Raw genomic sequence first — 13,569 nt, 5'->3', positions numbered from 1 at the left:
ACATATTGCGGTAATCTGCTGGGCACTTCTACGGTGAGGCGCGCCACACCCCCTCGCGTCCCCACCGAGAAGGGCCAAGCACGCCATGTCAAAGACGACACGCGCCCGCTCCCTGCTAGCCCCGTTAGCCGCACTGACGCTCACGGCAGCAACGCTCGTCATCGCCCCTGCCGCGCAAGCCGCGCCCGTGAACCTCGATCTGCACAAGCAGGCCCGCATCGACGAAGTCACGCTCACGGCACCGAAGAACCCCACCGAAACGTTCGCCGTGCAGACGAGCCTCGACGGCAGAGGCTGGTCGACGCTCGTCGCGGAACAATCGCACACCTTCGAGAACGGCAAGGTCACCTTCAAAGTCGACCCGACGCTCGCCAGGCACGTCCGCGCCACCAAGACCACCGCGAAGCTCGAAGTACAGGAAGCCGAAGCGAGCGCCAAGCTCCAGGCGAGCTACAGCGCAGGCAGCACCAACCAGGGCTACGGGCCGGGCAACGCCGGCGACGGCAACCAGAGCACCTACTGGGAGAGCGCGAACAACGCGTTCCCGCAATGGATCCAGGCCGACCTGGGCGCGGCGGTCAAAGCCGACCGGGTCGTGCTGAAGCTCCCCGCCGCGAACTGGGGCACGCGCACCCAGACCCTCGCCGTGCAGGGCAGCACGGACGGCAGCAACTTCACGGATCTGGTGGCCTCCAAGGGGTACGAGTTCAACCCGAACGCCGCCAACACCGTGACCATCGACTTCACCGCCGCCACCACGCGGTACGTGCGGCTGCGGATCACCGCGAACACGGGCTGGCCCGCGGGTCAGCTCAGCGAGTTCGAGGTCTACGGGCCGACATCCGGCGACACCCAGGCGCCATCAGCGCCGACCGGCTTGGCCTTCACCCAGCCGCAGTCCGGCCAGATCCGGCTGGCCTGGAACGCCAGCACGGACAACGTCGGCGTGACCGGTTACGACGTCTACGCCAACGGAAGCCTCAAAACCACGGTCACCGGCACCACGTACACGGACAGCCAGCCCGACGGCCTCCGCGTGACCTACCACGTGATCGCGAAGGACGCGGCGGGCAACCAGTCCCCCGCCAGCAACTCGGTGACCCGCGAGGGCGCCACCGGCGAGAACCTCGCGCAGGGCAAACCCGTCACCGCCTCCGGGTACGTGCACACGTTCGTCCCGGCCAACGCCAACGACGGCAACGTCCAAACCTACTGGGAGTCCAACGGGTTCCCCGGCACCCTGACCGTCCAATTGGGATCGAACGCGGACCTGAGCTCGATCGCGGTCAAGCTCAACCCCGACTCGGCCTGGGGCGCTCGCACGCAGAACGTCGAGGTCCTCGGCCGCGAGCAGAACGCCACGGGCTTCACCAGCCTGGTCGCCGGCCGCGACTACCGCTGGGACCCGGCGAGCGGCAACAGCGTCACGATCAGCGTCTCCGCCCGAGTCGCCGACGTCCAGCTGCGCTTCACGTCCAACACCGGCGCGCCCGGCGCCCAGGTGGCGGAGATCCAGGTGTTCGGCACCCCTGCCCCGAACCCCGACCTCACCGTCACCGGCACGTCGTTCACGCCGGCGAGCCCCGTCGAGACCGACCAGATCACGCTGAACGTCACGGTCCGCAACGCCGGAACAGCCGCGTCAGGAGCAACTGACGTCACGTTCTTCCTCGGCACCACCGCAGTGGGCACGGCTCAACTGGCAGCCCTCGCAGCAGGTGCGCAGGCGAACGTGAGCACCACGATCGCGGCCCGTCCGGAAGGCTCGTACCAGTACACCGCGAAGGTCGACGAGACCAAGAAGGTCGCGGAGCAGAACGAGACCAACAACTCCCGCCTGCACCCGGACCCGATCGTCGTCACCCCGGTGCCGAGCTCCGATCTCGTCGCGGTGCCGACCTGGTCGCCGAGCAACCCGAGCAACGGCCAGAACACCACGTTCACCGTCGCCATCAAGAACCAGGGCACGATCAACAGTGCGTCCGGCGTTCACGGCATCACGCTCACGATCCTGAGCAACGGCCAGACCGTTCGCACGTTCACCGCCAGCCACAACGGCACGATCAACGCCGGCGCCACGACCGCAGCTGTCAACCTCGGCACGTGGCAAGCCGCCGACGGCCGTTACACGATCCGCACGACGATCGCGAACGACGGCAACGAGATCCCCGCCAAGCAGGGCAACAACACCAGCGAGCAGTCGCTGTTCATCGGCCGCGGCGCCAGCGTTCCGTGGCAGCACATCGAGGCCGAGGACGCGGTCACCGGCGGTGGCGCCCAGGTCCTCAGTCCGAACAGGACGATCGGCGACCTGGCCGGCGAGGCGTCCGGCCGCCGGGCCGTCACACTGAACAGCACCGGCGCCTCGGTCGAGTTCACGACGTCCGCACCCACCAACACCCTGGTCACCCGGTTCTCCATCCCGGACAGCTCGGGTGGCGGCGGCATCACCTCGAACCTCAACGTCTACGTCAACGGCCAGTTCCACAAGGCGATCGACCTGACGTCGAAGTACATGTGGCTCTACGGCAACGAAGCGAGCCCCGGCAACTCACCGGGAGCGGGCGGGCCGCGGCACATCTACGACGAAGCCAACGTCATGCTCAACTCGACGTTCCCGGCGGGCACGAAGATCAAGCTGCAGAAGGACGCGGCCAACTCCTCGAACTACGCGATCGACTTCGTGAACTTCGAGCAGGTGACGGCGGCCGGGAATCCTGACGCCGCACGCTATGCCGTGCCCGCCGGGTTCACCCACCAGGACGTGCAGAACGCGCTCGACCGCGTCCGGATGGACACGACCGGCACGTTGATCGGTGTCTACCTGCCCGCGGGCACCTACGCGACCGCACAGAAGTTCACCGTCTACGGCAAGGCGATCCGGGTGATCGGCGCCGGACCGTGGTTCACCAGGTTCCAGGCACCGGCGAACCAGGAGAACACCGACCTCGGGTTCGACGCGCAGTCGTCCGCGAGCGGCTCGACGTTCAGCGGGTTCGCCGTGTTCGGCAATTACACACAGCGCAACGACGGGCCGGGCAAGGTGTTCAACTTCGCCGGCGTCCAGAACATGACCATCGAGAACATCTGGGTCGAGCACATGATGTGCCTGTTCTGGGGCAACAACGTCGACAACAACGTCATCAAGGACAGCCGGATCCGCGACATGTACGCGGACGGCCTGAACATGACGAACGGGTCGGCGGGCAACCGGATCGCGAACATCGAGGCCCGCTCGACCGGTGACGACGCGTTCGCGCTGTTCGCCGCAACCGACTCCGGCGGCACCGGGCAGCAGAACAACACCTTCGAGAACCTGAGCGTGCTGACTCCGTGGCGCGCGGCGGGTCTCGCGGTCTACGGCGGCAAGAACAACGTGTTCCGCAACATCTACGTGGCGGACACGCTGACCTACTCCGCCGTGACGATCAGCTCGCTCGACTTCGGGTACCCGATGGAGGACTTCGGGCCGGAGCCGACGACGTTCAGCGGCCTCACCCTGGTCCGTTCCGGCGGGCATTTCTGGGGCGCGCAGACGTTCGGCGCGATCTGGATGTTCTCGGCTTCCAAGAAGTACACCGGGATCCGGGTGAACGACGTCGAGATCACCGATCCGACGTACAGCGGAATCATGTTCCAGACCAAGTACAACGGTGCGGCCGAGAACATCTTCCAGGACACGGTGCTGTCCAACGTGAGCATCTCGGGTGCGCGCAGGAGCGGCGACCAGTTCGACGCCAAGTCCGGTTTCGGCCTGTGGGCCAACGAGATGCCGGAACCTGGCCAGGGTCCTGCCGCGGGTGCCGTGACGATCAACGGCCTCCGGTTCAGCAACAACTTCCAGGACATCAAGAACACCACGACCACTTTCACGATCAACATCACCTGATCTCCCCTGCCGTGAAGGACAATTCCATGAAATCCACGCTGTTGAAGCGTGCGATGAGTGCTGCCGTCGTGAGCGCTCTCGCACTGTTCGGACTGACACCAACGGCAGGAGCAGCGGTTCAAAGGCTGTCCGCCAACCTGACCGCGTCGAGCACCAACGGCCCGTACGGCGCCGGTAATGCCGGTGACGGCAACCAGGGCAGCTACTGGGAGAGCACGAACAACGTGTTCCCGCAGTGGATCCAGGCCGACCTGGGTGCCGCGAAAGATGTCAGCAAGGTCGTGCTGCGGCTGCCCTCGAACTGGGAGCAGCGCACGCAAACGCTTGCCGTGCAAGGGAGTTCCAACGGATCGCAGTTCAGCGACATCTCCGGGTCGAGCGGCAGGGTGTTCTCTCCCGCCTCGAACAACACGGTGACGCTGGACTTCGCGGCCACCTCGGTGCGGTACGTCCGCGTGACGATCACCGCCAACTCCGGCTGGCCCGCGGCTCAGCTCAGCGAGTTCGAGGTGCACGGCGAGTCCGGCCCGGTCGACCCGCCGCCTGCCGGGGACAACCTGGCCCAGGGCAAGCCGGTCGAGGAATCCGGTCACGTGCACGACTTCGTGGCCGCGAACGCGGTCGACGGCAACACCGGCACGTACTGGGAGTCCAACGGCTTCCCCGGTCACCTGACCGCGAAGCTGGGCTCGAACGCCGACGTCACCTCGGTCGTCGTGAAGCTCAACCCCGACAGCGTCTGGGGTGCGCGCACGCAGAACTTCGAGGTGCTCGGCCGCGAGTCGAGCGTCACGGCGTTCGCAACCCTGAAGGCCCGCGCCGACTACCGGTTCGATCCGGCGAGCGGCAACAGCGTCACGATCCCGGTCAACGGCCGGGTGGCCGATGTCAGGCTGCACTTCTACTCGAACACCGGCGCGCCCGGCGGCCAGGTCGCCGAGTTCCAGGTGTTCGGAGCGGCCGCTCCGGCTCCTGACCTGACCGTCACGAACCTGACGTGGACGCCGGCCAGTCCGAGCGAGGCCGACGCGATCAGGCTGACCGCGACCGTGCGCAACGGCGGCACGGTGGCGTCCGGCGCGACCACGCTGAACGTCACGCTCGGCGGGACCGCGGCGGGCACCGCCCAGGTCGGCGGGCTCGCCCCTGGAGCCACCACCAGCGTCACCGTGGACGCCGGTCGGCGGGGTGCCGGGTCCTACACGGCCGCGGCCGTGGTAGACCCGGCCAACCAGGTCGCGGAAACCAACGAGGGCAACAACACCTTCACCTCCGGATCTCCCCTGGTCGTCGGCCAGGCACCGGGCCCGGACCTGCAGATCACCAGCATCACGCCCAACCCGTCGTCCCCGGCGGCCGGTCAGCAGGTCACGTTCGCGGTCAGCGTCAACAACCGCGGCACGTCGGCGGCTGGTGCTTCGGTGACGCGGGTTGCCGTCGGCGGCAGCACGTTGACCGCCAACACTTCTGCCGTCAACGCTGGTCAGACCGTCACGGTCAACGTCGGCACCTGGACCGCCACGAACGGCGGCGCCACGGCCACCGCGACCGCCGACGCGAACGGTCAGGTCGCGGAGACCAACGAGAACAACAACACCGCGACCCAGTCCATTGTGGTCGGACGCGGCGCCTCGGTGCCGTTCACCAGCTACGAGGCTGAAAGCGGCCGCTACCAGGGCCAGCTGCTGGAGGCGGACGCGAAGCGCACGTTTGGGCACACCAACTTCGGCAGCGAGTCCAGCGGCCGCAAGTCGGTGCGGCTGGACTCGCAGGGCCAGTTCGTGGAGATCACCTCGACGGTCAGCACGAACTCGATCGTGGTCCGCAACTCGATCCCGGACGCCGCTGCCGGTGGCGGCCAGGAAGCCACGATCAGCCTGTACGCCAACGACCAGTTCGTGCAGAAGCTGAACCTCTCGTCGCGGCACAGCTGGCTCTACGGCAGCACCGACGACCCCGAAGGCCTCACGAACCGGCCGGGTGGCGACGCCCGCAGGTTGTTCGACGAGTCCTCGACGTTGCTGGCCAACAGCTACCCGGCGGGCACGAAGTTCAAGCTGCAGCGCGACTCCGGTGACAACGCGCAGTTCTACGTCATCGACCTGATCGACCTGGAGCAGGTCGCGCCGGCCGCGCAGAAGCCCGCCGACTGCGTGTCGATCACGCAGTACGGGGCGACCGCGAACGACCAGACGGACGACGCCGACGCCATCCAGCGCGCGGTGACCGCCGACCAGAACGGCGAGATCCCCTGCGTGTGGATCCCCGAGGGCAAGTTCCGCCAGGAGAAGAAGATCCTGACGCTGTTCAACAGCGGTCAGTACAACCAGGTCGGCATCCGCAACGTCTCGATCCGCGGCGCCGGCATGTGGCACTCGCAGTTGTTCTCGCTGATCCAGCCCCAGGACGCCAACACCGTCAACCACCCGCACGAGGGCAACTTCGGGTTCGACATCGACGACAACACCCAGATCTCCGACATCGCGATCTTCGGCTCCGGCCGGATCCGCGGCGGTGACGGCAACGCCGAAGGCGGCGTCGGCCTGAACGGCCGGTTCGGCAAGAACACCAAGATCACCAACGTGTGGATCGAGCACGCCAACGTCGGTGTCTGGGTCGGCCGCGACTACACGAACCTGCCGGACCGCTGGAACCCCGGCGACGGCCTGCAGTTCAGCGGCATGCGGATCCGCGACACCTACGCCGACGGCATCAACTTCACCAACGGCACGCGCAACTCCACGGTGTTCAACTCGTCGTTCCGCACCACGGGCGACGACGCGCTGGCGGTGTGGGCGTCGAAGTACGTGAAGGACCAGAACGTCGACGTGGGCAGTGGCAACGCGTTCCTCAACAACACGATCGCGCTGCCGTGGCGTGCCAACGGAATCGCCATCTACGGAGGTTCGAACAACCGCGCGGAGAACAACATCATCTCCGACACGGCCAACTACCCCGGCATCATGCTGGCGACCGACCACGACCCGTTGCCGTTCGGCGGAACGACGACGCTGGCCAACAACGCCCTGTACCGCACGGGTGGCGCGTTCTGGGGTGAGGCGCAGGAGTTCGGCGCCATCACGCTGTTCTCGCAGAACCTCGCCATCCCCGGGGTGGTCATCCGGGACACCGAGATCTACGACTCCACCTTCGACGGCATCCAGTTCAAGGGTGGCGGCAGCGGCATGCCGGACGTGCAGATCACGAACGTGCGCATCGACAAGTCGAACAACGGCTCGGGCATCCTCGCGATGGCGCAGGCCCGCGGCTCGGCTCGCCTCACGAACGTGACCATCACCAACTCGCGGGACGGGAACATCCTGATCGAGCCGGGCTCGCAGTTCATCATCAACTAGATCACATTTAGAACCACCTCCGGTCGGGTATCCCCTGGCCGGAGGTGGTTTCTCATGTCCACGGTCGTAGTGGGATTCGACGGCTCCGACCTCGCGCGGCGAGCCGTTCTGTGGGGCGCGGAGGAAGCTTCCCGGTGCGGTGCCTCGTTGCAGGTCGTGCACGCCGTCCGCGCTCCCCTGCCCGAGCCGGTCTTCACGCCGATGTCCGCGCCGATCCCGGAGTTCGTCACCGAGGAGACGATGTCGCGGGCCGCGGAGGACCACCTCGCCGAGCTGTCCGAGGAGCTTCGGCAGAGCTGGCCGGACCTCCAGGTCTCGACCGCCGTCCGCCTCGGCCGGCCCGTCGACGTGCTCGCCGAGGAGGAGGGCGAACTGCTCGTGCTGGGTTCCTCCGGCCGTACCGGTATCGCGGAGATGTTCCTCGGTTCCACCGCCTCCGGACTCGTGTCGATCGGCGGCCGTCCTGTCGTCGTGACGCGTTCCGGCCCGCTGGACGGTCGTGTGGTCGTGGGTGTCGACGGTTCCGAGACTTCCACCGACGCGATCGAGTTCGCCTTCGCGTTCGCCGCACGACACGGCCGCGAACTCCTCGCCGTGTACGCGTGGAACGACGTCGGCTGGGCCGAGCTGCCCGAGCAGGACTTCGACCACGTCCGCGTCGACCTCGCGAAGCACCTGGACTCGCAACTGGCGCCTTTTGCGGAGCGCAACCCGTCCGTGCACGTCGCTCAGGAAGTCGCCTTCGACGCGCCGGCCCGCGCGTTGCTCCAGGCGGCCGACGGCGCTGCTCTCGTCGTGGTCGGCAGTCACGGCCGCGGCGCGGTGAAGCGTGCAATTCTGGGTTCGGTCAGCCACGCTGTGCTCCACCACGCGCCGTGCCCGGTCGCCGTGGTCCATCGGAGGTGACGTGTCATGCGCGGGTTAGCGGCCGTGCTGTTCTGCCTGATGCTGGCTTCCTGCGGTCAGACGCCACCGCCTGAGGCTCCCGCGTCGAGCTCACCGGCGTCCGACACGTCCACGCCGAGCATCCCGGCGCCGCTGCCGCCGTCGTCCGCGCCTCTGACCACGACGCCGACGCGTGCGCCGGGTGTGATGACCGTCCGCGGCACGGTGGCAGCCGGCGTCGAGGCCAAGTGCCTGGTGCTGAACACCGGGACCGCGCAGTACCTGTTGCTCGGGGCCGACACCTCGATCGCGGTGAACGGCGCTGAGATCGAGGTGAGCGGGAAGCCCGATCCCGGGGCGATGACGACGTGTCAGCAGGGCACTCCGTTCCAGGTCGAGGAGACGGTGCGGATCAACCCCTGACCCTCCACCCTTTCGGGGCATGACTCTCTGGGCCGATCGGCGGACCATGAGGCGGTGGAGAGCGGAGAGCCGGACAGACGGCTCGAGCTGGTGTTCACCGAGTCGCTGCGCGCGCTGAGCTATCAGCAGAGCTCGCTCGACAACCTCCGCTCGCGCGTCACACTGCTCACCGCCGGTGCCGCGCTGGTCAGCTCCTCGTTCATCGGCACCGCGCTGCAGAATCCGCGCTGGAGCGTGGCCACGGTCGTCGCGATCGTGGCGATGACCGGAGTGCTGCTGCTCGCGTTGCTCATCTGCGCTCCGATGTGGCGGTGGACGTTCGTGTCCAGCGCGTCGCAGCTGCTGGTCGCCGTCGAGCTCGACCACGACCTCGACTCGATGCGGCGGCATCTCGCGCTCGACTTCGAGAAGTGGCTGGAGGCCAACCAGAAGAAGCTCCGCAAGCTGCAGTGGTGCTTCGTGGCAGGTCTCGTTCTTCTGCTCGCCGAGGTGTCGGCCTGGTGTGTGCAGCTCGCCCAGTCGAAGGGGTGGCCGTGATGGCGAAGAATTCTGACGACACCAGCGGTTCCGCCGGGAGCGAAGAAGCCAAGCAGTGGCCCGTAGTAGGTCGCAGCCTGATCAACTACGACCCCGACACGAAGACGAGCATGCACCCCCCGATGGGCGCCCGGCCCGTCGAGTACGCGAAGTCTGGTGCGCGGTGGCCTGGGCTGGTGCTCGTGCTCGCCGGACTGGCGCTCTGCGTGTTCGCGCTCGCCGAGTGGTTCTCGATCCTGGTGCGGTTCCTGCGCCGTCCCGAACCACCGCCGGCCTTCAGCGAGTTGCTCGGCCCGGTGCTGCCGATCGGCGTGTCCGCTGGCGTGGTGCACGTCTTCGCGTTCGGCGTCGGTGTGCTCCTGGCGCTGGTCGGGACAGCGATGCGCAGGACTGCGTCCGGCGTCTGGTGGCAGCTCGCCTTGGCGGTCCTGCTCGTCGCGGTGGTGGTGCTGCTGACGATCGTGATGCTTCGAGGAGCGCCGTTCAGCGCGCTCCTCCCCCATTTCAGCTCGTGAGTGCCTTGCGCAGGAACGCTGTCGCCTGGCTGATCGCCGCCTCCGCGGCGTGCGTGCCCCGCAACGCGTTCAGCATCACGAAGTCATGGATCGCGCCCGCGTACCGGACAGCGGTCACGGGCACACCAGCCTCGCGCAGCTTGTCCGCGTAAGCCTCGCCCTCGTCCCTCAGCACATCGGCCTCGGCGGTGATCACCAGCGCCTGCGGCAAACCAGCCAGTTGCTCGGTCGTCGCGCGCAGCGGAGACGCGGTGATCTCCGCACGCTCGACCGGGTTCGTCGTGTACTGGTCCCAGAACCACTGCATGCCGTCGCGGCGCAGGAAGTAGCCCTCGGCGAACTGCAGGTACGAGTCGGTGTCGAAGGAGGCGTCGGTCACCGGGTAGAAGAGCACCTGGGCCTTCAGCGAGACGTCGCCGCGTTCCTTGGCCTGCAACGTCAACGCCGCCGCCATGTTGCCGCCGACCGAGTCGCCGGCGACCGCGACACGACTGGAGTCCAGGCCGTACTCCGCGCCGTTGCTCAGAATCCACTGCGCGGTGGCGTAGTTCTGGTTGATCGCGACCGGGTAGCGGGCCTCGGGCGAGAGCGAGTAGTCCGGGAAGACGACCGCGGCGCCGGCACCGACGGCCAGTTCGCGGACCAGGCGGTCGTGCGTGTGGGCGTTGCCGAACACCCAGCCCGCGCCGTGGATGTAGAGGATGACCGGGAGTTCACCGGTCACACCGGCAGGCTTGACCACACGAACGTTGAAGCCGTCGAGTGAGACCCACTGTTCGTCGACCTCGGGCTTTTCGATCTCGCCCGACTGCACCTCGTCGACGGCCTTGCGACCCTCCTCCGGCGCGATCTCGAACAGGAACGGCGGCTGGGCGGTGGCGGCGGCGAACTCGGCGGCGGCTGGCTCGAGGACTGGACGCTTCATGGCTACTCCCTGGGAAGTTCGGATGCCATGAAAGCTAGTGTGCGATTAAATCGTGCACAACGTAATCACGAACTCACCTGGGCCGGGAATAGCATCGGCCCCCGCCGAAACCGGCAGGGGCCGAGGCCAGGTGGATCAGGCCACCGTGAAACCGGCTGTTGCTCCCGTAAAGCCGGTGATCTTGCCCGTCCAGCCGGACTTCTCGTCGCCGTGGTGCACGATCCGGTACGTGCCCGCAGGCGTCCCAGCGGGGATCTGCCAGGTGATGGTGGCGTTGGAGAACGCGATGCCGACGCGTTCCCACTTGTAGCGCGTGGACCAGTCACCGTCGTCGGCGACGCGCACCCACTGGCCGTTCACCTGCTGCTGCACCTCCAGGAAAGTGCCGTTGCGGTGCAGGTTGTTCTTCGGGTGCCCGGTGACGAACACGGCCGTGACGGTCTCACCGCGCGCGTACGACGACTTGGGCGCAGACAGAACATCGCCGTACTTCTTGTCCGCGGGCTTGTCGTCCAGCACCACACCGGTCTGCAGGTTGATCTCGGTGAACGGCGGCTTGCCGGGGTTCGGGCCGGCGGGCAAGGAACCACCGGACTTCATCGAGGCCGCGATCTTGGTGAACTCCTGCTGGTACGCGGGCGTGGTGTTGCGGCCGAACAGCGTGGAGCCGCCCTCGTACTGCTGCGAGTCGTACTCCTCCGGCGTCGTGACGTACTGGCTGTAGTCGTTGGAGTAGCCCTGGATCAGCACGTTCTGCAGCGGCACACCCAACTCCGACGCGACCGCCTTGCGGATGCGCAGACCCGCGGTGATCGTGACCTCACCCGGCATCGCCACGAGGTGCAGCTGTCCGATGCGGACCAGCTGCAGCGGCACGATGTTCGGCGTTGCGCCGATCAGACCCGTTGGCACCAAAGAGGCCTTGGGGAACTGGCAGTCCCGCAACCACTGCGGAACCTCCATCTGCAACGGCTCGAACAGCTTCTTCCACGGCGACTGCATGCCTTCGGAGAAGCCGGGGATCGCCGGGCCGTCCTCGACACTGCCCGCGATCGTCGACGCGCCGACGACTCCCGAACACGTGGTGCCCGGCTTGCCGTCCGAAGTGAAGCGACCGTCCACCTGCACGGCCGACATGTCCACGAAGGTCTGGCGGTAGTCGACACCACCGGAGACCGGAGCCGTGGCGCCGCGGTAGATCTCCTGCGCCTTGCGGTTCTGGCGTTCGCCGATGATCCGGGTGTTCTCCCACTCGTTCTCGGTGGGACCGGAACCGGGCTTCAGGTTGAGGTTCGGCGACATGTCACCGGCGTTGGTGTTCGGGAACGCCGCCACGAAGCCCGCGGTGTCGTCCAGGTACCGCACGCCCTTGTCGTCGTGCTCCCACTGGTAAGCCGCGTAGCCCTTGTTGTCCGGGCTGATCAGCGTGTTGGCGTTGGTGACCGACGTGTTGTGCGTGGCGAACCAGCTGATCGCGCCGACGTCGTTTCCCGACTGCCTGAACTTCAGCACGGTCATCTGCGGGTCGATGCCCTGCGGGAACGCGGCCTTGTCCGGGTTGCGGTCGAACGCGACGCGCGACCGGTTGACCGAGGCGTTCGTCAGCTCGCCGACGCCGAGGCTGATCGAGCCGGGCTTGAGGTCCTCGTGCGCCTCGACGACCGACTCGGCGATGCCGTCGACCACAGCGGCGAGCGCCTGCGGCTGCATGCCGAGGATCGAGAGGTTGTAGGCGAGGTTGTGCGACTGACCGCCGGGACCGCTGTGCGTGTGGGTGGCGGACAGCAGCAGGTTCTCGCGCGTGTAGGTGTTGCCGTACTTGGCCTGCAGCTTGGCGAGCACGCCCTCCTGGACCGCGCGGAAGATCATCGCGAGGTCGGCGTTGACGTACGCGACGCGCTTGCCGTTGGCGCGGTCGACCACGACGTACGCCCGCGACCGCAGCCGCTGGGCGATGCCCGTCGTCTTCTGGTCGAACTTGGAGTAGCCCATCATGCCGTTCTCGGCGGCCGGGCCGGTGACGTCCGAGATGCCCCGACCCACCAGGTACGGCTCGGGTTCAGCCCACGCGAACGGGCCGCTGACCAGCGCAGCTCCGGTTAGGGCGGCAACGACCGTCATGACTGCAGTCCGCATGGACACCCCACTAAGTGAAGGGGATTCACATTTCGGACTGAACGGTAGGTGATCCAGACCACTTGGTGCAAGTCACTGCGAGTGCATTCGCGGTGACGACGAGCAAGATTCCCGCCCAGTGGTGGAGCTGAAGCGTCTCCCCCAGCAGGAGCAGTCCCGCCAGCGCGGCCAGCACCGGGTGGACGCTGCACACCAGCCCGAACAACCTCGGCGGCACCCTCCGCAGAGCGATCAGGTCGGCGACGTACGGCACGACGCTGCAGAACACGCCCGCGCCGATCGCGTACAGCACGGCCATGCCGTTGAACTGGCCCTGCACGATCAGGAACACCGCGACCGGGACGTACAGCAGCGCCGACACGCTGGTGGCCGCCGCCGGTGCCTGCAGGCCGGGGAGTCGTTGCCCTACCAGGCGGTTGAGCAGGATGTACGCGGCCCAGCACGACGCCGCGAGCAGTCCGGCGCCGATGCCGGGGTAGTCGCTGCTCTGGCCGGGCAGCACCAGCACGTAGACGCCGGCGGCCGCGATGAGCACGAACAGGATGTCCTGCTTGCTCCTCGAACCGGCCAGCGCGACCGCGAGCGGACCGAGGACCTCCAGTGTCACGGCGAGACCCAGGCCGATCCGGTCGACCGCCGTGTAGAGGCTGAGGTTCATGGTGGCGAACACCAGGCCGAGCGCGATCGTCGGCCACCACTGCGCCCAGGTGAATCTTCGCGGGTTCGGCCGGGCGACCGGCAGCAACACCGCCGCCGCGACGAACTGGCGCACCGCCACGACGCCGGCCGGGCCGATCGTGGCGAACGCGTGCGCTCCTACCGCGGCACCGAGCTGGCTGCTGGCCGCGCTGGCGGTCATCGTGGCGAATCCGCCGAGGCTTTTCATGCTGGTCAGCCTGAGGC

9 protein-coding genes are annotated in these 13,569 nt (G+C 67.4%); 6 read left to right on the top strand and 3 right to left on the bottom strand.

Annotation, left to right across the window (positions count from 1 at the left end; all coding sequences use genetic code 11):
- The first annotated feature begins 85 nt into the window (after positions 1 to 85).
- The 6 genes from UK23_RS35630 to UK23_RS35605 are packed head-to-tail and all read left to right on the top strand — an operon-like array spanning position 86 to position 9,605.
- Positions 86 to 3,889, top strand: coding sequence for a discoidin domain-containing protein (locus tag UK23_RS35630; protein WP_082115240.1), 3,804 nt, complete (start codon positions 86 to 88; stop codon positions 3,887 to 3,889).
- Positions 3,890 to 3,915: 26 nt separating this feature from the next.
- Positions 3,916 to 7,245 carry a CARDB domain-containing protein gene (locus UK23_RS35625; protein ID WP_045316150.1) on the top strand — a complete coding sequence of 1,110 codons (3,330 nt, stop codon included), beginning with the start codon at positions 3,916 to 3,918 and terminating at the stop codon, positions 7,243 to 7,245.
- A gap of 54 nt (positions 7,246 to 7,299) precedes the next feature.
- Positions 7,300 to 8,151 carry a universal stress protein gene (locus tag UK23_RS35620; protein WP_045316149.1) on the top strand — a complete coding sequence of 284 codons (852 nt, stop codon included), beginning with the start codon at positions 7,300 to 7,302 and terminating at the stop codon, positions 8,149 to 8,151.
- 6 nt (positions 8,152 to 8,157) lie between these two features.
- Positions 8,158 to 8,553, top strand: a complete 396-nt coding sequence (locus UK23_RS35615) for a hypothetical protein (RefSeq protein ID WP_063778148.1) — start codon at positions 8,158 to 8,160, stop codon at positions 8,551 to 8,553.
- Positions 8,554 to 8,607: 54 nt separating this feature from the next.
- Positions 8,608 to 9,090 (top strand): hypothetical protein, encoded by a 483-nt coding sequence (locus tag UK23_RS35610; protein WP_045316148.1) that lies wholly within the window; start codon positions 8,608 to 8,610, stop codon positions 9,088 to 9,090.
- Positions 9,090 to 9,605, top strand: coding sequence for a hypothetical protein (locus UK23_RS35605; RefSeq protein WP_156213634.1), 516 nt, complete (start codon positions 9,090 to 9,092; stop codon positions 9,603 to 9,605). The genes UK23_RS35610 and UK23_RS35605 overlap by 1 nt, the downstream gene beginning before the upstream one ends.
- On the opposite strand, the gene UK23_RS35600 is transcribed toward UK23_RS35605, so the two are convergent.
- The 3 genes from UK23_RS35600 to UK23_RS35590 form a co-directional block, all read right to left on the bottom strand.
- Entirely contained in the window at positions 9,595 to 10,530 is a 936-nt protein-coding gene (locus tag UK23_RS35600; protein WP_045316146.1) for an alpha/beta hydrolase, read from the bottom strand. The two genes, UK23_RS35605 and UK23_RS35600, sit on opposite strands and share 11 nt — an antisense overlap.
- 135 nt (positions 10,531 to 10,665) lie before the next feature.
- Positions 10,666 to 12,666 (bottom strand): neutral/alkaline ceramidase, encoded by a 2,001-nt coding sequence (locus tag UK23_RS35595; protein WP_045316159.1) that lies wholly within the window; start codon positions 12,664 to 12,666, stop codon positions 10,666 to 10,668.
- A gap of 25 nt (positions 12,667 to 12,691) precedes the next feature.
- A partial coding sequence (locus tag UK23_RS35590; RefSeq protein ID WP_045316145.1) for an EamA family transporter occupies positions 12,692 to 13,569 on the bottom strand: 878 nt, incomplete at its 5' end.

Origin of the sequence: Lentzea aerocolonigenes, assembly GCF_000955955.1 — a bacterium.
Lineage (GTDB): Bacteria > Actinomycetota > Actinomycetes > Mycobacteriales > Pseudonocardiaceae > Lentzea > Lentzea aerocolonigenes_A.
This window is presented reverse-complemented; position numbering and strand designations above follow the sequence as displayed.

What these genes read in the sequence shown, in the direction of transcription:
- UK23_RS35630 (WP_082115240.1), top strand. Translation starts at nt 86, where the DNA reads ATGTCAAAGACGACACGCGCCCGCTCCCTGCTAGCCCCGTTAGCCGCA.
- UK23_RS35625 (WP_045316150.1), top strand. Translation starts at nt 3,916, where the DNA reads ATGAAATCCACGCTGTTGAAGCGTGCGATGAGTGCTGCCGTCGTGAGC.
- UK23_RS35620 (WP_045316149.1), top strand. Translation starts at nt 7,300, where the DNA reads ATGTCCACGGTCGTAGTGGGATTCGACGGCTCCGACCTCGCGCGGCGA.
- UK23_RS35615 (WP_063778148.1), top strand. Translation starts at nt 8,158, where the DNA reads ATGCGCGGGTTAGCGGCCGTGCTGTTCTGCCTGATGCTGGCTTCCTGC.
- UK23_RS35605 (WP_156213634.1), top strand. Translation starts at nt 9,090, where the DNA reads ATGGCGAAGAATTCTGACGACACCAGCGGTTCCGCCGGGAGCGAAGAA.
- UK23_RS35600 (WP_045316146.1), bottom strand. Translation starts at nt 10,530, where the DNA reads ATGAAGCGTCCAGTCCTCGAGCCAGCCGCCGCCGAGTTCGCCGCCGCC.
- UK23_RS35595 (WP_045316159.1), bottom strand. Translation starts at nt 12,666, where the DNA reads ATGCGGACTGCAGTCATGACGGTCGTTGCCGCCCTAACCGGAGCTGCG.